Below are 25486 nucleotides of genomic sequence, written 5' to 3'. Positions count from 1 at the left end.
GCGCTACCCTAGCCGCCCCGTCGCCGCATTCAGCCGCCATGGCCCGCCCCGACCTGACCGCCCGCCTCCACGCCCAACGCGCCCTGCGCGATGCCCAAGGCCGTCGCCGCACGCGGCGCACGGTCAGCCGTCGTGATGGCGTCCGCCTGGAGGTGGACGGCCAGTGGCTGACCGGCTTCTGCAGCAACGATTACCTGGGCCTGGCCCAGCAGTTCAGCGTGGTCAACGCATTGCAGGATGCGGCCGCACGCGAAGGCTCCGGCGCGGGCGCCTCGCATCTGGTCTGCGGCCACCACGCCCTGCATGACGCGCTGGAGCGCGAAGTGGCGGAGTGGCTGGGCTACCCGCGCGCGCTGCTGTTCGGCAGTGGCTTCGCCGCCAACCTGGCCGTGCAGCAGGCGCTGCTGAGCGAAGAGAACGATGTGTGCGTGCAGGACAAGCTCAACCACGCCAGCCTGCTCGATGCGACGCGGCTGGCGGGTGCGCGCCTGCGCCGTTATCCGCACCTCGACGCCGAAGGCGCGATGCGCCAGCTCAAGCACGCGCCCGATGGCGCGGCGATGCTGGCCACCGACGGTGTGTTCAGCATGGATGGCGACATCGCACCGCTGCGTGCATTGTCGCTGGTGGCACGCCTGCAGCAGGCGCTGTTCTATGTGGACGATGCGCACGGCGTGGGCGTGGTCGGTGATGGCCGTGGTGCCGTGGCCGCCGCCGGGCTGGGCGTGGACGATGTGCCGCTGCAGCTGGTCACGCTGGGCAAGGCACTGGGCGGTTCCGGCGCGCTGGTGCTGGGCCGCGACGACCTGGTCGAGCACCTGGCCGAAACCGCACGCCCGTACATCTACACCACTGCGATGCCGCCGGCGCTGGCCGCCGCAGCACTGGAAGCGGTGCGCCTGGCGCGCCGTGACAACTGGCGGCGCTCGAAACTGACCGATCTGATCGCGCTGTTCCGCGGCGAAGCCCGCCGCCATGGCCTGGACCTGATGGCCTCGGAAACGCCGATCCAGCCGCTGCTGTGTGGCGACGACCATCGCGCCGTGGCGATGTCCCAGGCGTTGGAACAGGCCGGTTGGCTGGTCGGCGCGATCCGCCCGCCCACGGTTCCCGAAGGCAAGGCGCGCCTGCGCGTCACGCTGTCCGCGCTGCACACCCCCGAGCAGGTGCGTGGCCTGGTCGAAGCCATTGCCAGCGCGCGCGATCGCGTCGACCTGGCCGCGCGTGAGGCCGCGCCACCGCCGCTGCCTGTCTTTGCCTGAGCCTGTTGCCGTTTCCCCATGCATATCGACGTCACCGGCCAGGGGCCGGACCTGGTACTGATCCATGGCTGGGCCCTGCAGGGCGGCGTGTTCGCGCCGTTGGTGCAACGCCTGGCCGATCACTTCACCCTGCATCTGGTTGATCTGCCGGGCCATGGCCACAGCCGCGATGACACCACGCCGCTGCGCCTGCCGTTCGTGGTCAATGCCATTGCCGCGGCCACGCCGCCTGCGGTGTGGTGCGGCTGGTCGCTGGGCGGCCTGTTCGCGCTGCACGCCGCCGCGACACTGCCGAAGGTGCGCGGGCTGGCGATGATCGCGGCCACGCCGCGCTTCGTGCGTGGCGACGACTGGCCGCATGCGGTGGAGCCGGCGGTGTTCGAGCAGTTCGGGCGCGAGCTGGCCACCGACTTCGGTGGCACCCTGGAACGCTTCCTGGCGTTGGATGTAATGGGCTCGGCACACGCCCGCGAGGAGCTGCGCACGCTGCGCCAGCGCCTGGTCGAGCGCGGTGCACCCACCGAACGCGCCCTGCTGGAAGGCCTGCGCCTGCTGGAAAGCACCGACCTGCGTGGCGCACTGCCGACGCTGGCCAAGCCCAGCCTGTGGATCGCCGGCCAGCGTGACCGGCTGGTGTCTCCGGCGGCAATGCAGGCCGCCGCGGTACTGGCCCCCGGTGCGCAGGCGCTGACCATCGCCCACGGCGGCCATGCGCCCTTCCTCGGCCATGCCGACGAGGTGGCCGCCGCCCTGCAACACTTCGTTGCCGGCCTGTCACCGGCCGATGGCGGACAATGAGCGCCTTCCTCATTCCGCAGGATTGATGCATGGATCTGGGTATCAACGGCCGCTGGGCACTGGTCTGCGGCGCAAGCAAGGGGCTGGGCCTGGGCTGCGCGCGTGCGCTGGTGCGCGAGGGCGTCAACGTAGTGATCGTGGCCCGTGGTGAGGCTGCGCTGCAGGCCGCCGCCGAAGCGCTGCGCGCCCTGCCCGGCGCCGCCGAAGTCCGCGTGGTCGCCGCCGACGTGACCACCGAGGCCGGTCGCTCCGCAGCGCTCGCCGCGTGCCCGCAGGTGGACATCCTGGTCACCAATGCCGGTGGCCCGCCGCCGGGCGACTTCCGCAGTTTCGAGCGCGACGACTGGATCGCCGCACTGGACGCCAACATGCTGGCGCCGATCGCGCTGATCCGCGCCACCGTGGACGCGATGATCGCGCGTGGCTTCGGCCGCATCGTCAACATCACGTCCTCGGCGGTGAAGGCCCCGATCGACATCCTGGCGCTGTCCAACGGCGCGCGCAGCGGCCTGACCGGCTTCGTCGCCGGCCTGTCGCGCCGTACCGTGGCGCACAACGTCACCATCAACAACCTGCTGCCCGGCCAGTTCGACACCGACCGCCTGCGCGCCAACTTCGCCCACAGTGCGGGCAAGGACGGCAATGCTGCCGAAGTGGCCGAACGCCGCCGCCAGCAGATCCCGGCCGGCCGCTTCGGCACGGCGGATGAATTCGGCGCGGCCTGCGCCTTCCTGTGCAGCGCACAGGCCGGTTACCTCACCGGGCAGAACCTGCTGATCGACGGCGGCGCCTACCCCGGTACGTTCTAAGAGACTTTCGCAATGCCGTCCCACTTCGATGCCCGCCATGTCCGCCGCGCGTTCGCCCGCGCCGCCAACAGCTACGACGCCGCCGCCGCCCTGCAGCGCGAGGTGCAGGCGCGGCTGGTGGAATCGCTGGACTACCTGGAGGCACGCAAGCCCGAGGTAGTGCTGGACATCGGCGCGGGTACCGGCCACGCCAGTGCGCTGATGAAGAAGCGCTGGCCGAAGGCGCAGGTGATCGCGCTGGACGTGGCGCTGCCGATGCTGGATCAGGCCAAGCGCCAGGCCGGCTGGTGGAAGCCGTTCCAGCGCCTGTGCGGCGACGCCGCCGCGCTGCCGCTGGCCGACAACAGCGTGGACGTGATCTTCAGCAACCTGTGCCTGCAGTGGGTGGACGACCTGCCGGCGGTGTTTGCCGGCTTCCGCCGCGTGCTCAAGCCCGGCGGCCTGCTGCTGTGCTCCACCTTCGGCCCGGACACGCTGGTCGAACTCAATGAGGCCTTCGCAGCCGCCGATGATCGCCCGCACGTGAGCCGCTTCGCGCAGATCGCCCAGTTCGGCGATGCGCTGATGATGGCCGGTTTCCGCGACCCGGTGCTGGACCGCGACCTGTTCACCCTGACCTACGACGACCTGCCCTCGTTGATGCGGGAGCTGCGCGCGATGGGCGCGACCAATGCGCGGGTGGACCGCCGTCACACGCTGACCGGGCGTGGCCGCTTCGCCGCGGCGGCAGCGGCGTATGAACCGATGCGACGCGCCGACGGCAAGCTGCCCAGCAGCTGGGAAGTGATCTACGCCCACGCCTGGGCACCGGACCCGGGCGCACCGATCCGCGAAGGCGGGCATGACGTGGCCTCGGTGCCGGTGTCGGCGATTCCGATCCGGCGCAGGCAGACCTGACCGGCTGGTAGTGCCGGCCGCTGGCCGGCAACCTCACGTTTCCACGATGGGCGTCTGCCCAGATCAGGTTTCCGCCCTCAGGTATTGGCCGGCGAACTCAGCGGCGGCCGCACCAGGTCGCGGTGGAAGAAATAGATTTCCTGCACCAGGAAGCGCCAGCTGGTGTGGAAGCTGCGGAAGCGCGTGCTGGGCGTGGACGAGGCCAGCGCATCGATGCCCAGCGCCTTGCTCAGGCGCAGCGCGCGCGCCATGTGCAACGGGTCGCTGACGATGATCACCCGGTGCAGGTCGCGCTGGTCCATCAGCCGCTTGGCCTCGACCAGGTTCTGCACGGTGTTGCGCGAGGCGGTCTCGATCAGGATCGCATCGTCCGGCACGCCATGCTTGAGCGCATAGCGCCGCGCCACCTGCGATTCGGAAAAGCGCGCGCCGGTGCCACCGTAGCCGCCGGTGAAGATCAGCAGTGGCGCGTACCGGGCTTCATAGAGATCCAGGCCATGACGGATGCGTTCTTCGAATACCGGCGACGGCTTGGCGTCATAGGCCGCCGCACCGAGCACGATGATGGCGTCGGCCTTGGCTGCCTGGTCGCGCTCCCCCACCCAGACGATCCAGGCGGTCACGCCCAGCAGCCAGACCACCAGCAGCACGAACAGCCGCCACAGCCAGCCCAGCAGGCCGGTGCGGGGCCGGTGCCCGTCGCGGCTCAAGGCGCCCCCCAACGCAGCGCGGGCAGGTCGACATTGCCACCGGACAGCACCAGGCCCACCCGCAGGCCGGCGAACCGCTGCGGCTGTGCCAGTACCGCGGCCAGCACGGTGGCCGAGGACGGCTCGACCACCTGCTTGAGCACCTCCCACAGCAGGCGCATCGCGGCCATGGTGGCGGCGTCGTCGACCACGATCACCTCGACGCCGGCCGCGCGCAGCAGCGCGAAGTTGGGGGCGCCGATCAGGGTACGCAGGCCGTCGCAGATGGTGTCAGGGGTGAACGCGCCCTGGCGCTCGCCTGCGGCCAGCGAGCGCGCGGTGTCGTCGGCACCGGCCGGTTCGGCCAGCACCAGCCGGGTCTGGGGACTGGCGAACTGCAGGGCCCGGGCGGTACCGCTGGCCAGGCCGCCCCCTCCGACTGGGACTACCAGCACGTCGAACGGACCGTCGCTGTGCAGCAGCTCCAGGGCCGCGGTGCCCTGCCCGGCCATCACCGCCGGGTCCGCATAGGGATGGACCAGGGTCGCGCCGGTATCGGCCTGTACTTTGGCGCAGGCGGCCTCGCGGTCGGCGATGGTCGGCGGGCAGCGCCAGAGCGTGGCACCGTGGCGGGCGATGTTGGCCAGCTTGGCCGCCACCGCACCTTCGGGCACCACCACGTGGCAGGGAATGCCACGGGTGCGCGCGGCCAGGGCCAGGGCAGCGCCGTGGTTGCCGGACGAATGGGTGACCACGCCGGCACGGGCGCGATCGGCATCCAGCGACCACACCGCGTTGCAGGCCCCGCGGAACTTGAATGCGCCGCCGCGCTGCAGGTGCTCGGCCTTGAACGCCAGCTGCGCGCCGGCCAGCGCATCAAGCGTGCGCGAGCGCAGCACCGGGGTCACGCTGGCGTGCGGCGCGATCCGCGCAGCGGCAGCCAGGACATCGTCGGCACGGGGCAACAGTGAATCGCTCATGACGCAAGATTAACGTATGGCCCCACGCTGGCGACCCCGGCACAGGTCATGCCAGCATGAGGGCCTTCACCTCCATTCATCCTGGGCAGTGAAGTTAAGGGCCGATTCAACGCCTGCGCACGAAGCTGACTGCACAACCCGTCCTCTGGGGGGACCCACCATGAAAACGCGCCTGATGCTTGCCGGTGGCCTGTTGCTGGCCCTGACCGGCTGCACCACCTACGACTATGTCGGCGGTGGCCGCAGCGGCAGCTACTACCACGGTGCGCCGTCGGTGGAGTACCGCTACCCGGCCGGCTATCCCTACAACTACGGCTACCCTTACTACGGCGGCTATGGCGGCTACTACGGCGGCTATGGCAATCCGTACTACTCGCGCCCGATCTACCGCCCGCCGCACAACCACCGTCCGCCACCGCGCCCGCCCGGCAACGGTGGCGAGAACCGTCCGCCGCCGCCGCCGCGGCCGTCGTACAACGGCGGTTCGCCGTGGCGGAACATGGACTCGATGCGTCGCCCGCCGCAGTCGAACATCCAGCCGTCGGCGCCGCCGCCGCCGGCCCGTCCGACCCCGGCGCCGAGCGCGCCGAGGATGAACGGTTCCCCGTGGCGCAACATGGATCGTGGGACGCAGCGCACAGTTGAGCGCTGAACCGTCTTGCATTTCACCCGGTCCAGGTTGCACTCTACGGAACCGGTGACGGCCCGCGTCACAAAGTGACAAAAAGCGAGACGGGCCGCCGCAAAAATCTCTACGTCGATATCCGACAGGAACATCTGGATCCCCCCTGTTCCGGCCCTGTCGGATGTCGGCACCTCTGAAGACAGACGGCCCCGCACTGCGGGGCCGTCTGTTTTGCCGGGTCGCCAACCGGAGAGAGCCCCAGCGTCGGTAGATCCACGCCATGCGTGGTCGGGCCTTTCCCGGCAATCCCAAAAAAACAGGGCCGGACAGTCCCCCGACTGCCGGCCCTCTGCTCCCCCACCGTGCGCCTGTACCGGCCCCTGTTCCAATTCCGGTCACGGGCGCCTGCGGCGCCAGCCACGGTGGGTGCTATTGGGTTATCTGCAATAATCCTGCCAACTTTAGGGCTGATTTCGACGCCGGCCGGCCGGCACCGACGCCGCGGCCCCGAATGGCGCTAAAATCGCCACCCCGGCGCCGCCCCGGCCGCGCCTGCCCCCAGCTGAACAGCCCCATGAACCCGTCCTTCCATCGTTACGACGTCATCGTCATCGGCGGTGGCCACGCCGGCACCGAAGCCGCGCTGGCCGCGGCCCGTACCGGCGTGCGCACCCTGCTGCTGACCCACAACATCGAAACGGTGGGCGCGATGAGCTGCAACCCGGCCATCGGAGGCATCGGCAAGGGCCACCTGGTCAAGGAAATCGACGCCCTGGGCGGTGCGATGGCGCATGCCGCCGACCGTGCCGGCATCCAGTGGCGCACCCTCAATGCCTCCAAGGGCCCGGCCGTGCGCGCCACCCGCTGCCAGGCCGACCGCAACCTGTACCGCATGGCGATCCGCGCCATCGTTGAAGGCCAGGCCAACCTGACCGTGTTCCAGGCGGCCGTCGATGACCTGGTCATCGACGGCGACGCCGTGCGCGGGGTCATCACCCAGACCGGCCTGCGCTTCGATGCCGAGGCCGTGGTGCTGACCGCCGGCACCTTCCTGGCCGGCAAGATCCATGTCGGCCCGACCCAGTACGCCGCCGGCCGCATGGGCGACCCGCCGGCCACCACGCTGGCGGCGCGCCTGCGCGAGCGCCCGTTCCAGGTGGACCGCCTGAAGACCGGCACGCCACCGCGCATCGACGGCCGCTCGCTGGACTACAGCGTGATGGACGAGCAGCCCGGCGATTCGCCGCGCCCGGTGATGTCCTTCCTGGGTTCGGTGGACGAGCATCCGCAGCAGGTCAGCTGCTGGATCACCCACACCACCGAACAGACCCACCAGATCATCCGCGACGCGCTGCACCGCTCGCCGCTGTACAGCGGCCAGATCGAAGGCATCGGCCCGCGCTACTGCCCGTCCATCGAGGACAAGGTGGTGCGCTTCGCCGAGAAGGCCAGCCACCAGATCTTCGTCGAACCCGAAGGCCTGGGCATCGTCGAGATCTACCCCAACGGCATCTCCACCTCGCTGCCGTTCGACGTGCAGCTGGAGATGGTGCGCAGCATCCGCGGCTTCGGCAACGCGCACATCACCCGCCCCGGCTACGCGATCGAGTACGACTTCTTCGATCCACGCGGGTTGAAGGCTTCGCTGGAAACCAAGCTGGTCAACGGCCTGTTCTTCGCCGGCCAGATCAACGGCACCACCGGCTATGAAGAAGCCGCCGCGCAGGGCCTGCTGGCCGGCCTCAACGCCGCACGCCAGGTGCGTGGGCTGGACGGCTGGTGCCCGCGTCGCGACGAGGCCTACCTGGGCGTGCTGGTGGATGACCTGATCACCCACGGTACCAACGAGCCGTACCGCATGTTCACCAGCCGCGCCGAATACCGCCTGCAGCTGCGCGAGGACAACGCCGACCAGCGCCTGACCCCGGCCGGCCGCGAGATGGGCCTGGTGGATGACCAGCGCTGGAGCGCGTTCGAGACCAAGCAGGCCGCCGTCGCCGCCGAGCGCGCGCGCCTGGGCGCGCTGTGGGCGACCCCGGCCAATGCGCTGGGCCGCGAAGTGCAGGACACGCTGGGCGTGGCGGTCAGCCGCGAAACCAACGTGCTGGACCTGATCAAGCGCCCCGAGCTGGATTACGCGCAGCTGATGCAGGTGCCGTCGCTGGGCCCGGCCGTGGCCGACGCCAAGGTGGCCGAGCAGGTGGAGATCGGCGTGAAGTATGCCGGCTACCTGGACCGCCAGCGCGAGGAGATCGAGCGCCAGCAGCGGCATGAAGCCACGCCGATCGCTGAAGCCTTCGACTACGCCACGGTGCGCGGGCTGTCGGCCGAAGCCCTGCAGAAGCTGGAGCGCGTGCGCCCACAGACCATCGGCCAGGCGCAGCGCATCCCGGGCATGACCCCGGCGGCAATCTCGCTGCTGCTGGTGCACCTGGAGCGTGCACGCCGGGGCCGCGTGGCGTAGGCAGCACCGTCCGCTTCTGGTGGGTGCCGACTTGGGTCGGCACATGAATCTGCCTTGGTGGGTGCCGACCTTGGTCGGCACGAATCATCAGATCGCGACACTCCATGCTTCCGTGCCGACCAAGGTCGGCACCTACCAGAGCAGGGCGCGTTACCGTGCGTCTGCGCCACCGCCCAGCACCTTGAACAGCGTCACCCGGTTTCCCGCTTCCTGCTGCTGCAGCGCGATCAGGTCCTGCTGCGCGGCAAACAGGCTGCGCTGCGCATCCAGCGCCTGCAGATAGCCGTCCAGCCCGGTGCGATAGCGCGCCTCGGCCAGCGTGTAGCTGCGCTGGCTGGCGGCGACCAGTGCCCGTTGTGCCTCCATCTGCGCGCCCAGGTGATCGCGCGTGGCCAGGGCATCGGCCACTTCACTGAAGGCCTGCTGGATCGCCTTCTCGTACTGAGCGATGCCGATGTCCTTGCCAATCTTCGAGGCATCCAGTGAGGCCTTCAACGCACCGGCGTGGAAGATCGGCGCCGTGATGCTGGGCGCGAACGACCAGCCGCGGGTGCCGGCCGAGAACAGCGTCGACAACGCGGTGGAGCTGTGGCCGTAGTTGGCAGTCAGCGTCAGCGTCGGGAAGAACGCGGCGCGCGCGGCGCCGATATCGGCGTTGGCCGCCTGCAACGCGTGTTCGGCGGACAGCACGTCCGGACGCTGCAGCAGCACGCTCGAGGGCAGGTTGGAAGGCAACGGCGCCAGCGCCACGGTGCCGTCCAGTGCCTGTGCGCTGGGCAGCAATGCCGCGTCCAGCGGAGCACCCACCAGTAACTGCAGCGCATCACGATCCTGCGCCTGCTGGGTCTGCAGCCTGGCCAGCGCAGCGCGCGCGGCGTCCACACTGGTCTGCACCTGCGACAGGTCCAGGCCCGAGGCCAGGCCTTGTGCATGGCGGGCCTCGGTGCGCTGCAGGGTCTGCTGCTGACTGTCCAGCGTCTGCCGGGTGAACGCCAGCGACTGCTCGTCGGCCGCCAGCGCCAGCCAGGCCGTGGCCACTTCGGCGACCAGGCTGGTGCGCGCCGCACGCTGGTTCTCGGCACTGGCCAGCCAGTTCTGCAGCGCCTCGTTCTTCAGGCTGCGGATGCGCCCGAACAGGTCCAGTTCCCAGCTGCTGAAGCCCACCTGCACGGCATCGGATTCGGTCACCTGGCTGACGCCGATCTCGCTGTTGGCATCACTCACCCGCGAACGGGTCACGCTGCCGCTGGCATCCACCGACGGCAGCAGCGCCGCGCGCTGGATGCGGTACTGCGCGCGTTCCTTCTCCACCTGCAGCACCGCCACGCGCAGGTCGCGGTTGTTCTGCAGTGCCAGCGCGATGACCTGCTGCAGGCGCGGCTCCAGGAACACCTCGCGCCAGGCCGGCATCGCCAGTGCTGGCCCGGTCTCGCCGGTGGCGGCATTGGCGAACTGTGCCGGCACCGGCGCCTCGGGGCGCTGGTAGTGCGGGGCCATGCTCACGCAGCCGCCCAGCACGGTGGTCATCGTTGCGGCCGCCAGGGCGCGCAGCAGCATCGGCTTCATGGGCGTGCCTCCGGGGCAGTGGCGTCGGCCGGCGCGCGGCCCGGGAACAGGCGGCGCACCAGCAGGTAGAACAACGGCACGAAGAACATGCCCAGCACCATCGAGGCGACCGTACCGCCGGCCACGCCGGTACCCAGCGAACGGCGCGCGGCCGAACCGGCGCCGGTGGCGAACACCAGCGGCAGCACACCCATCAGGAATGCCAGCGAGGTCATCACGATCGGGCGCAGCCGCAGGTAGACCGCCTGCAGGATCGCGTCGCGGGTGCTCCTGCCCTGCTGCTCGAGGATGCGCGCGAACTCGACGATCAGGATGCCGTTCTTCGCTGCCAGGCCAATCGTGGTCAGCAGGCCGACCTGGAAGTACACGTCGTTGTTGAGGCCACGCAGGTTCATCATCAGCACGGCGCCGAACACGCCCACCGGCACTGCCAGCATCACCGCGAACGGTACCGCCCAGCTTTCATACAGCGCGGCCAGGCACAGGAACACGAACAGCAGCGAGATGGCATACAGCATCGGCGCCTGGTTCCCCGACAGCTGTTCCTGGTAGGCCATGTCCGACCAGGCATGGCTGAAGCCTTCCGGCAGCGTGCCGGCCAGACGTGCGATCTCGGCCATCGCCTCGCCGGAACTGACGCCCGGTGCCGGCTGGCCGGTGATCTCCATCGCCGAGACGCCGTTGTAGCGCTGCAGCGCGGCCGGCGCACTGGTCCAGTGCGCGCTGACCAGCGACGACAGCGGTACCATCTGCCCGGCCTGGTTGCGCACGCTCCAGCGCTCGATGTCCTGCGGCTGCATGCGGGCTTCGGCCGTGCCCTGGATGAACACCTTCTTGATGCGGCCCTTGTAGATGAAGTTGTTGACGAAGTCGCCACCCAGCGCGGCGTTCAAGGTGTCATTGATGTCCTGCGGATTGACGCCCATCGCCTGCGCCTTGGCGTCGTCCACCTTCACCGCGTACACCGGCGCGTCTTCCAGGCTGGCGTAGCGCACGTTGACCAGCTTCGGATCCTTGGCAGCGTCCTTCAGCAGCGTGTTGCGCGCGGCCACGGCGGCGGCATGGCCGGCACCGCCTTCGTCCTGCAGTTCCAGGGTGAAGCCACCGGCATCGCCGAGGCCGAGGATGGCCGGTGGCGAGGTGATGAACACCTGCGCATCGGGCACGCTGGCCATGGCCGCGGTCAAGCGCGCGGCGATGGTATCGGCATCGTCCTTGCGGTCGTCCCAATCCTTGAGCCGGATGAAGGCCTGGCCGACGTTCTGGCCACTGCCGCTGACACTGAAACCTGCGGTGGCCTGGATTGACAGTACGCTGTCGTCCTTCACCGCGGCGGCGCTCAGGCGATCCATCACGGCACGGGTCTGCTCCAGGGTGGACCCGGCGGGCAGCTTCACCAGCGCGTTGAGCATGCCCTGGTCTTCATCGGGCAGGAACGCGCCCGGCAGGTGCCACAACAACAGGCCGGTGGCCACGCTCAGCACCAGGTAGAACAGTACGCCCAGCGTGCGCCGGCCGAGGAAGCGGTCGACGCGATGGCGCAGTCGGTTGGAGGTGCGCTCGAAGCGATGGTTGAACCAGATGAAGAACTTGCCCAGCAGGCCCGGCTCGCCAGCGTGGTCGCCATGCGGATGGCCGCCCTTGGGAATCTGGTGCAGGATGCTGCCGCACAGCGCCGGGGTGATGGTCATCGCCACCAGCACCGACAGGATCATCGCAGCGGCGATCGTCACCGAGAACTGGCGATAGATCACGCCGGTGACACCGCTGAAGAACGCCATCGGCAGGAACACCGCGGTCAGCACCAGCACGATGCCGACCAGCGCGCCGGTGATCTGGCCCATCGCCTTCAACGTGGCTGGCTTCGGTGCCAGCCCTTCGAAGGTCATCACCCGCTCCACGTTCTCCACCACCACGATGGCGTCGTCCACCAGCAGGCCGATGGCCAGCACCAGCGCGAACATGGTCAGCGTATTGATCGAATAGCCGAAGGCGGCCAGCACGCCGAAGGTGCCCAGCAGCACCACCGGCACCGCGATGGTCGGGATCAGCGTGGCCCGCCAGTTCTGCAGGAACAGGTACATCACCAGCACGACCAGCGCGATCGCCTCGATCAGGGTGATCACCACTTCCTTCAGCGAGATGGTCACGAACGGCGTGGTGGTGAACGCCACGTGGTAGGTGTAGCCATGCGGCCAGTACTTCTGCAGCTGCTGCAGTCGTGCCTCGACGGCCTTGGAGACGGCGATGGCGTTGGCACCGGCGTTGAGCTCGATGCCCAGCGAGGCCGACGGCTTGCCGTTGAACGTGCTGATGCTGTCATAGCTTTCCGGGCCCAGGCCGATCGTCGCCACGTCGCCCAGGTGCACCACGCTGCCATTGGCATCGGCCTTGAGCACCACCTGCGCGAACTGCTCGGGCGTGTGCAGGCGGCTGCGCGCGGTCACGGTCGCGTCCAGCTGCTGGCCCTTCAGCGCCGGCTGGCCACCGAGTTCACCGGCCGACACGTCGGTGTTCTGCGCCTGCAGTGCGGTCTCGATGTCCGACGGCATCAGCGCGTACTGGCGCATCTTTTCCGGGTCCAGCCAGATACGCATGGCGTATTCCTGGCCGATCGGCTGGATGTTGCCGACACCGCTGACGCGGCTGATCTGGTCGTCGATGCGCGCTTCCATGAAGTTGGCGACATCGAAGTTGTCCATGCTGCCGTCTTCGCTGGTGAACGACAGCACCTCGAAGATCGAACCGCTGGACTTGGTGATGGTCAGGCCGTTCTGCTGCACCGCCTGCGGCAGCGTCGCCATCGCGGCCTGCAGCTGATTCTGCACCTGCACCTGCGCGGTGTCCGGGTTGGTGCCGGTGGCGAACACCAGGTTGACCTGCGCCGAGCCATCGGAAGCACTGGTCGAGGTCATGTACATCAGGTGGTCCAGGCTCTGCTGGGACTGCTCGATGACCTGGGTGACCGCGTTTTCCACGGTCTGCGACGAGGCGCCGGTGTAGGTGGCGCGGATGGTGATGGTGGGCGGGGCGATCTGCGGGTAGCGGTCCACCGGCAGGATCAGGATCGCGAGCAGGCCGAGCAGGCTGACCGCGATGGCGATCACCCAGGCAAAGATCGGCCGGTCGATGAAGAAACGAACCATGCGCGGCAGGCCTCAGTGCGACTTTTCGTCGGTGTTGCCGTTCGGGTCGACCGCCGGCATCGCCGCCAGCTGCGCCGTGGTGGCCGCCACCGCCTTCACCTGCTGGCCCAGCGCTACCGCACTGCCGTTGCTGACGATCACCCGCTCGCCAGCCTTCAGGCCCTGCGTGATCTGCCACTGGTTGCCCACCACCTGGCCGGTGCTGACCCGCCGCTCGACCACGCGATCCTTTGCGTCGAGCAGGCGCAGCAGCGGCTCGCCACGTTCATTGCGCAGCACCGCCTTCTGCGGCACCAGCAGGGCACGCGCATCGGTGGCCATCGGCAACACCGCCTTCAGGTACATGCCCGGCAGAAGCAGGCCCTCCGGGTTCGGAATGACCGCGCGCAGCACCACGTTGCCGGTGCCTGGATCGACTGCGCTGCCGACGAACTCCAGCGTGCCCTCATGGGCATAGGTGCTGCCGTCCTCCAGCAGCACCTTCACCTGGGCCTTGCCATCGATGGCCTTCACCAGGCCGGCGTCGAGCTGCTTGCGCAGCGCCAGCATCTGCGTGCTGGACTGGGTCACATCCAGATAGACCGGGTCCAGCCGTTGAATGGTCGCCAGCGCCGCATCCTGGCCGGCGGCGACCAGCGCGCCGGCGGTGACGCTGGAGGTACCGATGCGGCCGTCGATCGGTGCGGTCACCCGGGTGTAGTCCAGGTTGATCCGCGCGGCCTGCAATGCCGCGCGCGCGGCAATCACGTTGGCCTGGGCCTGCTTCAGTGCCGAGGTGGCATCGTCGGCGTCCTGCTTGCTGGCCGCGTCCATGCCCAGCAGCGTACGGGTGCGCTCGGCCTTCGGCTGCGCCGACAGCACAGCGGCCTCGGCCTGCGCCAGCTGGCCACGCGCGGTATCGAAGGCGGCCTGGTACGGCGCCGGATCGACCTGGTACAGCAGCTGCCCGGCCTTGACCTGCTGGCCTTCGGTGAACAACCGCTGGCGGATCAGCCCACCGATCTGCGGCCGCACCTCGGACACCTCGAACGGCACCGCCCGGCCGGGCAGGGTCCGCTGCAGTGCCAGCGGTTGCGCGCGGGCGGTGATGACGCCGACTTCGGGGGTGGCCGGGGCCTCGGTCCTGCCCGCCGAGCAGGCCGCCAGGCCCAGCAGCAGGGGCAACAACAACGCACGGGGGGAGCGGAACAGCGGACGCAGGAGTGACATGGGGGGCGTGGGGGCCTTTCGTTGACCCGTGCACGCTGCCGTGAAAGTGTGCAGAGAATATGGAGATTGTGCGACCGGCTCAGCGGGCGCTTGCTTTCGGCGCCGCATGCGCCGCTAATGGCCCGGCGATGGCGAAGATTCGATTCAAATTCGGCCTGACCGCGAAGACCTTCCTCGCGATCTTCACCGCCTGCCTGCTGGTGCTGGCAGTGAACGGCATTGCCAGCCGCGTGGCGTTCCAGACCGGCTTCCTGGACTACCTCAACGACCAGGGCGACCTGCGCATGCAGCGCGTGATGCCACACCTGCAGCGCGAGTACCGCACGCAAGGCGGCTGGGAGCATCTGCGCGGTGACAGTGACCGCTGGGCGCGGCTGCTGCGCCCGGACCTGGGCCATGGGCACGAGGGGCCCGTGCCGCCGCTGTCCGACCAGACCGGCGTTCCCTCGCGGCTGGGCCTGTTCGATGCGCAGCATCGGTTCGTGGCCGGCAACCCGGACGCGATCAGCGACGACGAGCCGCACAGTGTGCAGGTGGACGGACACACCGTCGGCTGGCTGGGCATGGTGCCGTTCCAGACCGTCATCGCTACCAACGACCTGAATTTCTACAACACCCAGATGCGCGCATGGTGGGTGATCGGCATCTCGCTGCTGCTGGTGACCGTAGTGCTGGCCTGGCTGGTGTCGCGCGCGCTGCGCCAGCGCCTGGCCAAGCTGGCCGCCGCCACCCACCGGCTCGCCGCCGGCGACTACGCCACCCGCATCGAGCGCACCAGCGATGACGAGCTGGATGCACTGGTCAACGACTTCAACCGGATGGCGCAGGCGCTGGACGACACCGAGCGCAACCGCCGCGCCTTCATTGCCGACATCTCGCACGAACTGCGCACGCCGCTGGCGGTGGTGCGCGCCGAACTGGAGGCGATCGAGGATGGTATCCGCCCGCTGGACCGCGCCAACCTGGGTGCCCTGCAGGGCGAGATCCGCCAGCTGGGCAAGCTGATCGACGACCTGCACGACCTGTCGATGACCCAGTCCGGCGGCCTGGCCTACCGCTTCGCCCCGCTGGACCTGGTGGCGCTGGTGCGCAGCGAGCTCAATGGCATGCGCGTGCGCTTCTCCACGGCGGGGCTGGCACTGGAAGAAGCGCTGCCCGCCACACCGCTGCAGGTGTCCGGTGACGAGCGCCGCCTGCAGCAGGTGCTGGCCAACCTGCTGGAAAACGCACTGCGCTATACCCATGGCGGCGGCCGCGTGCGCGTGCAGGCTGCGCGCGTGCCCGCCGGCGTGCAGCTGATCGTGGAAGACACCGCGCCGGGCGTACCGGCCGACAAGTGCGCGCTGCTGTTCGAGCGCTTCTACCGGGTGGAGAGTTCGCGCAACCGCGCCAGCGGCGGCAGCGGGCTGGGCCTGGCCATCAGCCACAACATCATCCTCGCCCACCACGGCCATATCCACGCCGAGCCCTCGCCGCTGGGCGGGCTGCGCGTGGTCGTCACCCTGCCGGAGTCCGCATGAGCCTGTCCCCCGCCGCGTCCGCGAAGATCCTGATCGTCGAGGATGAGCCACGCCTGGCCTCGGTGCTGCGCGACTACCTGGCCGCCGCCGGCATGACCAGCGAATGGGTGGACGATGGCGGCCAGGTGATCGACGCATTCGCGCGCTACCAGCCCGACCTGGTGCTGCTGGACCTGATGCTGCCGCAACGCGATGGCGTGGACCTGTGCCGCGAACTGCGCGCCGGCAGCGACGTACCGGTGATCATGGTCACCGCGCGGGTGGAAGAGATCGACCGCCTGCTGGGCCTGGACATCGGTGCCGACGACTACATCTGCAAGCCGTTCAGTCCGCGCGAGGTGGTGGCGCGGGTGGTGGCAGTGCTGCGCCGTTACCGCCCGGACCCCGCTGCACGCGCCAACAGCGGGCTGCACATCGACGAACCGGCGGCACGCGCCACCTGGAACGGCAAGGGCCTGGACCTGACGCCGGTGGAATACCGCCTGCTGCGCACCCTGCTGGCCACGCCCGGCCGGATCTGGGCGCGCGATGAGCTTCTCGACCGCCTCTACCTGGACCACCGCGTGGTGGTCGACCGCACCGTCGACAGCCATGTGCGCAACCTGCGCCGCAAGCTGGCCGACGCCGGCATGGAAGGCGAACCGATCCGTTCGGTGTACGGCATGGGCTACAGCTACGAACCCTAGCCGGTAGTGCCGGCCGCTGGCCGGCAACCGCAGAATTCCAGGTGCGCCCATTGAGGTTGCCGGCCAGCGGCCGGCACTACCCGTGCGCAACTGCGCTACAGTCGAGCACGCTCGACATCAACGGATCACGACTGCATGGACGACATCCACCCGATCGCGCCGGGCAAGCGCGCCGCCATTCTTTCCAGCCTCGCCGACATCGAACGGCGACACGACGTGCGCGTTCTGCTGGCGTGCGAGTCCGGCAGCCGTGGCTGGGGCTTCTCTTCGCCGGACAGCGATTACGATGCACGCTTCATCTACGTGCATCGCCAGCCGTGGTATCTCACCGTCAACGAGAGCACCGGCCCCGGCGATGCGCAGCGGGACGTGATCGAACTGCCGATCGACGATGAGCTCGATGTCAGCGGCTGGGACCTGCGCAAGGCATTGCGCCTGGTTTCAAAATCCAATCCGACACTGATTGAATGGCTGCGCTCGCCGATCATCTACCAGCAGGATCACACCGCAGTGTCGCAGCTTTGGAAGGCAGCTGAGTCGTTCTATTCACCACTGGGCACGTGGTGGCACTACTTCAACATGGCGCGCTCGAACCATCGCGGTTACCTGCGTGGCGAAACGGTACGCACGAAGAAGTACCTGTACGTGCTGCGCCCACTGCTGGCCTGCCAGTGGATCGAGCACGAACAGACCCCCCCGCCGATGGCCTTCGAGGACCTGCTGGACCGGCTGCTGCCGCACGGCCCGGTGCGTGAAGCCATCGATGCCCTGCTGGCGGTTAAACGCGCCAGTGCCGAGGTCAGTGCCGGACCACGCATCGCGGCGATCAGCGATTTCATCGATCGTGAACTGGCCATCCGGACTGCGCAGGCGCCGCAGCTGCCCGCTGGACACGGTGATGCGGCATGGTTGGATGAGCTGTTCCGGCAGATGCTGGCCGAGCACGCGCCGATCTGAGCGGCTGCACCTGGACTCGGGTAGTGCCGGCCGCTGGCCGGCAACCGCAGAATTCCAGGTACGCCCATGACGTTGCCGGCCAGCGGCCGGCACTACCACGCAGGTATCATCGCGGTGAACGCCCTGATTTCCGGAGACACCGATGAACCCGCTGCGCCCCTTCCGCGACAAGATGCCCGTCCTCGGCGAGCGCGTGTACATCGATCCGGCCTGCACCCTCATCGGTGACGTGGAACTGGCCGAGGACGTATCAGTGTGGCCGGGTACGATCATCCGCGGCGACGTCAATTACGTCCGCATCGGTGCGCGCACCAATGTGCAGGACGGCACCATCATCCACGTCAGCCACCACAGCCCGTACAACAAGGCCGGCTACCCGACCCTGATCGGCGAAGGCGTGACCGTCGGCCATGGCTGCATCATCCACGCCTGCACCATCGGTGATTACAGCCTGATCGGCATGGGCGCCTGCATCCTCGATGGCGCCCGTGTGGAACGCCATGGCTTCGTCGGTGCCGGAGCGGTGGTCGGCCCGGGCAAGGTGGTCGGTGAAGGTGAGCTCTGGGTGGGCAACCCGGCCCGCCCGGCGCGCACGCTGAGCGACAAGGAGATCGAGTCGCTGCACTATTCGGCCGACCACTACGTGCGGCTGAAGGACGAATACCTGGGCTGAACGGCCAACGCCGCCATGCGGCTCTGCTAAAGTCTGGGCCCGACCAGGACCTGTCGAGACCCCCATGCCTGTGGCTGCCTGCCGGAGAGGACTCCGCCGCCCACAACGAAGGCCATCGCACTGATGGCCGCACCGATGCTCGATACCTACCGCGAGGTGGTGACGCCGGAGGGTGTGCCGCTGCAGTTGCCGGCGGCCGGCCCGGTGCCCCGGGCGATGGCCTGGCTGATCGATCTGGGCGTGCGCATCGCGGTGCTGGTGCTGATGTCGATTCCGCTGGCACTGCTGGATTCGTTCGGCTCCGGGCTCGGCCTGGTGCTGATGTTCCTGGTCTACTGGGCCTACCCGATCGTCTGCGAAGCGCGGTGGGGCCGCACCCTGGGCAAGCGCGCACTGGGCCTGCACGTGCTCGCGCGCGATGGCGCGCCGGTGGGCTGGATGGCCGCCATCACCCGCAACCTGCTGCGCACCGTGGACATGCTGCCGTTCGGCTATGCACTGGGCCTGATCAGCAGCCTGTTCGATTCCCACGGCCGCCGCCTCGGCGACCTGGTGGCCGGTACCGTGGTGGTGCATGCACCGGTGCTGTACCTGCCGCCTCCGCCCACCATCGACAGCGTGCTGGCCCCGCCGCAGCCGCTGCGACCGGAAGAACAGGCGGCGCTGATGGCCTTTGCCGAGCGCGCGCCGCGGCTGTCGGCGGCACGCCAGCAGGAACTGGCCGGCATTGCCGAGCCACTGACCGGCACCCACGGCCAGGTCGGCGTGCTGCGCCTGTATGCCATGGCCAACTGGCTGCTGGGGCGGCGATGAAGCAGGAACAGTTCGTCGCCCGCTACCAGCAGGAATGGCAGGACCTGGAACACTGGCTGCTGCTGCGCGCCGGTGCTTCGCGCCGCACGCGGCGCAAGGCCAGCGCGCTCGCGCTGGACGATACCGCCTTCCCGCAGCGCTACCGGCGCCTGTGCCAGCAGCTGGCGCTGGCCCGCGAGCGCGGCTACAGCCCGCAGCTGGTGCAGCGCCTGCAGCAGTTGATGCAGCAGGGCCACAGCGTGCTGTACCGCACGCCGCCGACGCGCTGGCGCGGTGCGCTGGAATTCCTGGTGGCCGACTTCCCGTTGCTGGTGCGCAGCCAGGCGCGCAGCATGTGGGTGGCGCTGGCGATGTTCGCGCTGCCGGCGCTGGCCTGCTTCGTGCTGGTGCAGGTCTATCCGGACCTGATCCACATGGTGATGGACAACCGCCAGATCGCCGAGATGGAGCGCATGTACGATCCGGCCGCCGAGCACCTGGGACGCGACAGCGGCACCGACTGGATGATGTTCGGCCACTACATCCTCAACAACATCAGCATCGCCCTGCGTACCTTCGCCAGCGGCCTGCTGGCCGGCCTGGGCACGCTGCTGGTGCTGCTGTTCAACGGCGTGATCATCGGTTCGGTGGCGGGCCACCTGCAGCACATCGGCCATGGTGATCCGTTCTGGCGCTTCGTCGCAGGCCATGGTGCCTTCGAGCTGACCGCGATCGTGATCGCCGGCGGTGCCGGTCTGCAGCTGGGCATGAAACTGCTGGCACCCGGCCGGCGCAGCCGCCTGGATGCACTGGTCGAGGGCGGCCGCATCGGTGCGCGCCTGTGCCTGGGCGTGGCGTTCATGCTGCTGGTGGCCGCGTTCATCGAAGCCTTCTGGTCGTCGATTGCCGACGTGCCGGCGTGGGGCAAGTTCAGCGTGGCCGGCATGCTGTGGGCCGGCGTGCTGCTGTGGCTGTGGCGCGGCGGACGCGGAGGCGGCCATGCGCATTGATCACCTGGACGTGGTGCTGCGCGCGCGCAGCGGCTGGGAAGCAATGGAGCTGGGCAGCGCCCTGTCGCGCCGCCACGCACGCGCGGTATGGGGCAGCTGGCTGCTGGCCAGTGCGCCGCTGTTCGTGGTCTTCAACGCGCTGGGCTGGTGGCTGGATGCATTCGGCTGGGCGTGGCTGGCGATGTGCTGGTGCAAGCCGCTGTTCGAACGGGCGCCGCTGTACGTGCTGTCGCGTGGCATCTTCGGCGAGCCGGTCGGTACGCTGGCGGCCCTGCGCGCGCAACGCAGCTGGGGCAATGCAGGTTTCTGGGGCTACCTGGGCTGGCGCCGTTTCAGCGTGCTGCGCAGCCTGTGCCTGCCGGTGAACCTGCTGGAGGGCAATGCGCCGGCCCAGCGCGGTGCACGCCGCCGCGCTGTGGCCGCTGGTGCGGCGGGTGCCGCCGCCGTGCTGACCGTGGCCTGCATGGCGTTTGAAGCGGTGCTGGTGTCCGGTGCGATCGGCGCGGTGTTCATGTTCATGCCGCTGGAGCTGATGTCCGAATCATGGCGTGCCGCGTGGGACATGATCGGCCAGGACACACCCGCCTGGGCGCGGGCCGGCTTCAACCTGGCGTGCTGGCTGGCCTCGGTGCTGATCGGTCCGTTCTACGTCGGCGCCGGCTTCGGCCTGTACTTGAACCGGCGCACGCAGATGGAAGCGTGGGACGTTGAGATCGCCCTGCGCCGCCTGCGCGAGCGGCTGCTGCCGGCGGCATCGACGCTGGCGCTGCTGCTGTGCCTTGCCCTGCCGCTGGCCTCCGCGCCAGTGCATGCGCAGGACGCGCAGACGGCGGCAGAACAGGCAGACGATGCCGGAGAGGACGAGGACAGCGCGGAGGAACCGGCCACTGCGGCGAACGATCCGGCCAATGCACCCGCCATGATCTTCGGTGCAGCGCCAGTGGACACCGCCGGCTTCCGCCAGGCGGTGAACCGCGCCTATGAAGATCCGCTGCAGCGCCCGACCCGCCAGGTCACCCGCTGGAAGCCGATCGAGCAGGCCGAGGAAAAAAAGAAGGAAGACAAGCAGCTGCAGCGTGACACCAACAGCAAGGGTGAACGCAAAGCGCGCAAGGACGGCATCGCCTGGCTGGCACGCCTGGCCGAGTGGGGCCTGTGGGGCCTGCTGGGCGTCCTGCTGCTGGTGCTGCTGCTGACCGCACGGCTGTGGCTGCCGTGGCTGCGCGGCAGTGGCCGGCGCAAGGCCGAGGCCGCACCGCAGGTAGTGGAAGAACCGGTGGAACTGCCGGTCGTGCTGCCGCCGGACGTGGCCACCCAGGCCGGCCTGCTGTGGGACCAGGGGCGGCCGCGGCAGGCGCTGGCCCTGCTGTACCGCGCCAGCGTGCGCACGGTGGGCGAGCGCAGCGGCATCGCGCTTCCGCCCGGTGCCACCGAAGCGCAATGCCTGCGCGCGTCGCGGCGCATGCCCGATGCCACCGACCGTGACCTGTTCGCGCGCATCGTGCGCATGTGGCAGTACGCCGCCTACGGTGGCCGCCTGCCCAGCCGCGCCGATTTCGATGCATTGGCCGATACCCTGCGCCGGCAGTACAGGTGGCTGGCATGAGTCCGCGCCTGTTCTGGTCGCTGCTGCTGGGTGGGCTGGTGCTGTTCGGCGTGCCGCTGACGATCCTCTACCTGCGCACGCACGAACGCGTGACCGAGACCGTGCAACTGCCGCCGCAGGGCGAAGCTGGCTACAACCCGCTGTACGTGCTGGGCCAGGCCCTGCGTGCCGATGGCATCGAGGTGCACTCGCGGCCGCGGCTGGACCTGCAGCAGATGGCGCTGGGCCCGCACGATACGGTGGTGCTGCTGCAGGACAGCAGCGAACTGCCGGCACCGGCGGCCAGGGCCCTGCTGGCCTGGGTTGATGGTGGTGGCCATCTGCTGGTGCGTACGCCGCCGCCCGCCGAGGACGACGCCAGCAGCACGCAGGGGCCCCTGCTGGACCAGCTGGGCGTGGACAGCCTGTATCAGCAGAGCGACTGCCAGCCATTCCACGTCATCGATGATCCCAGCCACGTCGAGTTCTGCGGTGGCCGTCGCTTCACGCTGGGCTTTGCCGCCAATGCGCGGGCCGAACGGCGCTGGGGCAACGAGCACAGCCTGGTGTTCGCACGCCTGCACCATGGCCAGGGCAAGGTGAGCGTGCTGGCCGACATGGAATTCATGCGCGGCGAGGTGGATTCGCCGGCGGCACGCCTGGCGTCGGCCGCAGGCAAGGCCAGTGATGGCCTGCACGATCTCTCGCACCGCGACCTGACCCGTTATCTGCTCGACCCGAATTACGGCAAGGGTGCGTTCTGGCTGGTCTATGCCAGCCGCCCGCCGTCACTGTGGGCGCGCCTGTTCTACCAGGGCTGGCCGCTGTGGGCGCCGCTGCTGCTGGCCCTGCTGGGCTGGTTGTGGGGCCGCTCGCAGCGCTTCGGCAGCCTGCTGCCGTCGCCGGTGCTGGAACGCCGCTCGCTGCTGGAGCACGTGCGTGCCAGTGGCGAGCTGCTGCTGCGCTTCGGCCACGGCACGCGCCTGTACGACGCCGTGTTCGCCCTGTTTCTGCATCGCCTGCGCCTGCGCGCACCGGTAGCCGCTGCACTGGACGGTGCGCCGCGCGATCAGGCCATCGCCGAACTGCTGAAATGGCCGCAAGGCCGTGTTGCCAGCGCGCTCACGCCCCCGCCACCGCACGATTCCTCCGCCCTGCGCGAGCGCATCCGCTTGCTGCTCCAGATGAGATCCCTGCTATGACCGAAGTCCCCGAGCTGCCGGCGGCCGCCAACGCCCGCCTGATCGAACGCGTCGATGCCATCCGCACCGCCGTTGGACACGCCTTCATCGGCCAGGCCGATGTACTGGACCAGATCCTGGTGGCGCTGCTGGCCGGTGGCCACGTGCTGATCGAAGGCGTGCCCGGTCTGGGCAAGACCCTGCTGGTGCGTGCACTGGCACAGGCCCTGGAGCTGGACTACGGGCGCGTGCAGTTCACCCCCGACCTGATGCCCAGCGACGTCAGTGGCCACGCGGTGTACGACCCGAAGAGCGAGAGCTTCAAGATCCGTCGCGGCCCGGTGTTCACCAACCTGCTGCTGGCCGACGAGATCAACCGTGCCCCGGCCAAGACCCAGTCGGCCCTGCTGGAAGTGATGCAGGAAGGCCAGGTGACCATCGAAGGCAAGGCCTTCACCCTGGCGCCGCCGTTCATGGCGCTGGCCACGCAGAACCCGCTGGAACAGGAAGGCACCTACCCGTTGCCGGAAGCACAGCTGGACCGCTTCCTGCTGAAGGTGCTGATCGACTACCCGCAGCTGGAGGACGAGAAGCGCATGGTGACCGCGATCACCAGTGGCCGTGCCGCCAGCGATTTCGACCTGAGCCAGGTGCCGCGTGTATTGGGGGCCGGCGAGCTGCTGGAACTGCAGCGCGCGACCGCGGCGATCACCGTCGATGACGAAGTGATCGACTACGCGGTGCGGATTGTGGCGGCCACGAGGCAGTGGCCGGGCATCGCGGTCGGCGCTGGCCCCCGCGGCAGCATCGCGCTGGTGCGTGCCTCGCGCGCGCAGGCGGTGCTGGCCGGCCGTGACTTCGTCACGCCGGACGACGTGCGCGACATTGCGCGCCCGGCGCTGCGCCACCGCATTGCACTGGCCCCGGAGCTGCAGATCGAAGGCCAGGACGCCGACGACGTGCTGGGCGCGCTGCTGGCCAAGGTGGAAGCACCGCGCCGATGAGACCGGCCCCGCTGCTGCTGGCGCTGCTGCTGGCCTGGGCTGCCCTGGGCGGCCTGGTGCTGGGCGGGTGGCTGCCGCGCTGGAGCTGGGCGCTGGCAGCCGTGGTCATCGCGCTGCCCGCCTTGTGGGATCTGTGGCGGCAGTCGCGGCGTCCGTCGCCGCAGGTACAGCGCGAGCTGCCCGAAGCGCTGGCGCTGGGCGTGCGCCGCGAGGCGGCGCTGCGCCTGCAGGCCGAGCAATCGATGACGGTGCAGGTGTTCGACCTGGTGCCCGGCGGCTGGCCGCTGGAAGCGCTGCCGCAGCGCGTGCGCCTGCAGGCCGGTACGGCGTCCACCCTGCACTACCACCTGCAGCCGCTGCAGCGTGGGCACTTCCGCTTCGAGGGGGTGCACCTGCGCATGCGTTCGCCGTGGCGCCTGTGGTGGCAGCAACGCACGCTGCCGCCGGCGCTGGAGGTGCGGGTCTATCCGAACTTCGTGCCGCTCACCCGCTTCGCATTGTTCAGTGCCGACCAGGCCTCGCGGCTGGTTGGTGCGCACGTGAAGCGCCGCCGTGGCGAAGGCACCGATTTCCACCAGATGCGCGAGTACCGCATCGGCGACAGCCTGCGCCAGCTCGACTGGAAGGCCACCGCGCGTGCGCGCAAGCTGATCTCGCGCGAATACCAGGACGAGAAGAACCAGCAGCTGCTGTTGATGCTGGACAGTGGCCGGCGCATGCTGGCCAGCGAAGGCGGGCTCTCGCACTTCGACCATGCCTTGAACGCCTCGCTGGTGGTGGCTTACCTGGCGCTGCGCCAGGGCGACGCTGCCGGCCTGTACGCTGCCGGTGGCGAACGCCGCTGGGTGGCACCGCAGCGCGGCATGGGTACGGTCGAGCACCTGCTGCGCGCCAGCTACGACCTGCAGCCACGCGCGGTGGCCACCGATTACCTGGCCGCCGCCACCGAGGTGTCGCTGCGCCAGCGCCGGCGTGCGCTGGTGATGCTGGTCAGCAACGTGCGTGATGAGGACATCGAAGACCTGCTGGCGGCAGTGCGCCTGCTGCAGCGGCGCCACCTGGTGTGCGTGGCCAGCCTGCGCGAACGCGAGCTGGACGGCGCACTGGAGGGCGAGGTGCAGACACTGGAAGACGCCACCCAGGCCGGTGCCGCCGCGCTGTACCTGCAGCAACGCGCGAAGGCGCATGAGGCCCTGCGCAGCGAAAAGGTGATGGTGCTGGACGTGACCGCCGATGCCCTGCCCGGCGCGCTGGTGGAACGCTATCTGGCGGTGAAGCGCGAAGGGCTGCTCTGATACCCGCGATCGCTCTGGTAGGTGCCAACCTTGGTTGGCACGGAATCCACAGCGCCGACCAGGGTCGGCATCTACCAAAACCGGTTGCCGGCCAGCGGCCGGCGCTACCCCCTGCAACAGCCGCCGCATCGCCTTGGTAGGTGCCAACCTTGGTTGGCACGAACCCACAGCGCCGACCGAGGTCGGCATCTACCAAAACCGGTTGCCGGCCAGCGGCCGGCGCTACCCCTGCGGCAACCGATGCATCGCCCTGGTAGGTGCCAACCTTGGTTGGCACGAACCCACAGCGCCGACCGAGGTCGGCATCTACCAAAACCGGTTGCCGGCCAGCGGCCGGC

The 25486-nt window shown here is 69.2% G+C and carries 21 protein-coding genes; 16 read left to right on the top strand and 5 right to left on the bottom strand.

The features are described 5' to 3' along the window. The first annotated feature begins 38 nt into the window (after positions 1 to 38). The 4 genes from bioF to bioC are packed head-to-tail and all read left to right on the top strand — an operon-like array spanning position 39 to position 3766. A complete protein-coding gene (gene bioF / locus ACUVWL_RS18575) occupies positions 39 to 1262 on the top strand; it encodes an 8-amino-7-oxononanoate synthase (RefSeq protein ID WP_046433053.1) in 1224 nt (407 codons plus the stop codon). 18 nt (positions 1263 to 1280) lie between these two features. After that, entirely contained in the window at positions 1281 to 2060 is a 780-nt protein-coding gene (gene bioH / locus ACUVWL_RS18570) for a pimeloyl-ACP methyl ester esterase BioH (protein ID WP_445978647.1), read from the top strand. 29 nt (positions 2061 to 2089) lie between these two features. Next, positions 2090 to 2869, top strand: coding sequence for an SDR family oxidoreductase (locus ACUVWL_RS18565; RefSeq protein WP_014648765.1), 780 nt, complete (start codon positions 2090 to 2092; stop codon positions 2867 to 2869). 12 nt (positions 2870 to 2881) lie between these two features. After that, a complete protein-coding gene (gene bioC / locus ACUVWL_RS18560; protein WP_140230551.1) occupies positions 2882 to 3766 on the top strand; it encodes a malonyl-ACP O-methyltransferase BioC in 885 nt (294 codons plus the stop codon). A 77-nt stretch (positions 3767 to 3843) separates the two neighbouring features. Here the strand turns inward: bioC and ACUVWL_RS18555 are convergent, their stop codons facing one another. Beyond that, complete coding sequence (locus ACUVWL_RS18555; protein ID WP_032957535.1) at positions 3844 to 4488, bottom strand: YdcF family protein; 645 nt, start codon at positions 4486 to 4488, stop codon at positions 3844 to 3846. Next, complete coding sequence (locus ACUVWL_RS18550) at positions 4473 to 5435, bottom strand: pyridoxal-phosphate dependent enzyme (RefSeq protein WP_014648768.1); 963 nt, start codon at positions 5433 to 5435, stop codon at positions 4473 to 4475. The genes ACUVWL_RS18555 and ACUVWL_RS18550 overlap by 16 nt, the downstream gene beginning before the upstream one ends. A 160-nt stretch (positions 5436 to 5595) precedes the next feature. Between ACUVWL_RS18550 and ACUVWL_RS18545 the strand changes: the two genes are divergently transcribed. Further along, positions 5596 to 6087, top strand: coding sequence for a hypothetical protein (locus tag ACUVWL_RS18545; RefSeq protein ID WP_032957537.1), 492 nt, complete (start codon positions 5596 to 5598; stop codon positions 6085 to 6087). A 547-nt stretch (positions 6088 to 6634) separates the two neighbouring features. Further along, positions 6635 to 8524 carry a tRNA uridine-5-carboxymethylaminomethyl(34) synthesis enzyme MnmG gene (gene mnmG, locus ACUVWL_RS18540; protein WP_069117673.1) on the top strand — a complete coding sequence of 630 codons (1890 nt, stop codon included), beginning with the start codon at positions 6635 to 6637 and terminating at the stop codon, positions 8522 to 8524. A 150-nt stretch (positions 8525 to 8674) separates the two neighbouring features. Here the strand turns inward: mnmG and smeC are convergent, their stop codons facing one another. The 3 genes from smeC to smeA are packed head-to-tail and all read right to left on the bottom strand — an operon-like array spanning position 8675 to position 14445. Then, positions 8675 to 10090, bottom strand: coding sequence for a multidrug efflux transporter outer membrane subunit SmeC (smeC, locus tag ACUVWL_RS18535; protein WP_111206562.1), 1416 nt, complete (start codon positions 10088 to 10090; stop codon positions 8675 to 8677). Then, on the bottom strand, positions 10087 to 13236 hold the full coding sequence (gene smeB, locus ACUVWL_RS18530; RefSeq protein WP_111206560.1) for a multidrug efflux RND transporter permease subunit SmeB: 3150 nt from the start codon (positions 13234 to 13236) through the stop codon (positions 10087 to 10089). Before smeB ends, smeC begins: the two co-directional genes overlap by 4 nt. A 12-nt stretch (positions 13237 to 13248) precedes the next feature. After that, entirely contained in the window at positions 13249 to 14445 is a 1197-nt protein-coding gene (smeA, locus tag ACUVWL_RS18525) for a multidrug efflux RND transporter periplasmic adaptor subunit SmeA (RefSeq protein ID WP_049442027.1), read from the bottom strand. Between the two features lie 128 nt (positions 14446 to 14573). Between smeA and baeS the strand changes: the two genes are divergently transcribed. The 10 genes from baeS (at position 14574) to ACUVWL_RS18475 (ending at position 25148) form a co-directional block, all read left to right on the top strand. Further along, positions 14574 to 15965, top strand: coding sequence for a sensor histidine kinase efflux regulator BaeS (gene baeS, locus ACUVWL_RS18520; protein WP_049442029.1), 1392 nt, complete (start codon positions 14574 to 14576; stop codon positions 15963 to 15965). Then, complete coding sequence (locus ACUVWL_RS18515; RefSeq protein WP_014648775.1) at positions 15962 to 16651, top strand: response regulator; 690 nt, start codon at positions 15962 to 15964, stop codon at positions 16649 to 16651. Before baeS ends, ACUVWL_RS18515 begins: the two co-directional genes overlap by 4 nt. A 135-nt stretch (positions 16652 to 16786) precedes the next feature. Then, the gene (locus tag ACUVWL_RS18510; RefSeq protein ID WP_014648776.1) at positions 16787 to 17608 is read left to right on the top strand and encodes a nucleotidyltransferase domain-containing protein; all 822 of its coding nucleotides are present in this window, start codon (positions 16787 to 16789) and stop codon (positions 17606 to 17608) included. A gap of 142 nt (positions 17609 to 17750) precedes the next feature. After that, the gene (locus ACUVWL_RS18505) at positions 17751 to 18281 is read left to right on the top strand and encodes a gamma carbonic anhydrase family protein (protein ID WP_014038860.1); all 531 of its coding nucleotides are present in this window, start codon (positions 17751 to 17753) and stop codon (positions 18279 to 18281) included. 123 nt (positions 18282 to 18404) lie between these two features. Next, positions 18405 to 19094, top strand: coding sequence for an RDD family protein (locus ACUVWL_RS18500; protein WP_014648778.1), 690 nt, complete (start codon positions 18405 to 18407; stop codon positions 19092 to 19094). Further along, positions 19091 to 20083 carry a stage II sporulation protein M gene (locus ACUVWL_RS18495; protein WP_445978646.1) on the top strand — a complete coding sequence of 331 codons (993 nt, stop codon included), beginning with the start codon at positions 19091 to 19093 and terminating at the stop codon, positions 20081 to 20083. Before ACUVWL_RS18500 ends, ACUVWL_RS18495 begins: the two co-directional genes overlap by 4 nt. Then, positions 20073 to 21689, top strand: coding sequence for a DUF4129 domain-containing protein (locus ACUVWL_RS18490; protein ID WP_445978645.1), 1617 nt, complete (start codon positions 20073 to 20075; stop codon positions 21687 to 21689). The genes ACUVWL_RS18495 and ACUVWL_RS18490 overlap by 11 nt, the downstream gene beginning before the upstream one ends. Then, positions 21686 to 22870, top strand: a complete 1185-nt coding sequence (locus ACUVWL_RS18485) for a DUF4350 domain-containing protein (RefSeq protein ID WP_049442036.1) — start codon at positions 21686 to 21688, stop codon at positions 22868 to 22870. The genes ACUVWL_RS18490 and ACUVWL_RS18485 overlap by 4 nt, the downstream gene beginning before the upstream one ends. Next, on the top strand, positions 22867 to 23853 hold the full coding sequence (locus ACUVWL_RS18480; protein WP_014648782.1) for an AAA family ATPase: 987 nt from the start codon (positions 22867 to 22869) through the stop codon (positions 23851 to 23853). Before ACUVWL_RS18485 ends, ACUVWL_RS18480 begins: the two co-directional genes overlap by 4 nt. Next, positions 23850 to 25148 (top strand): DUF58 domain-containing protein, encoded by a 1299-nt coding sequence (locus ACUVWL_RS18475; protein WP_014648783.1) that lies wholly within the window; start codon positions 23850 to 23852, stop codon positions 25146 to 25148. The genes ACUVWL_RS18480 and ACUVWL_RS18475 overlap by 4 nt, the downstream gene beginning before the upstream one ends. Positions 25149 to 25486 lie beyond the last annotated feature (338 nt).

This window comes from Stenotrophomonas muris, from assembly GCF_052751275.1.
This window is presented reverse-complemented; position numbering and strand designations above follow the sequence as displayed.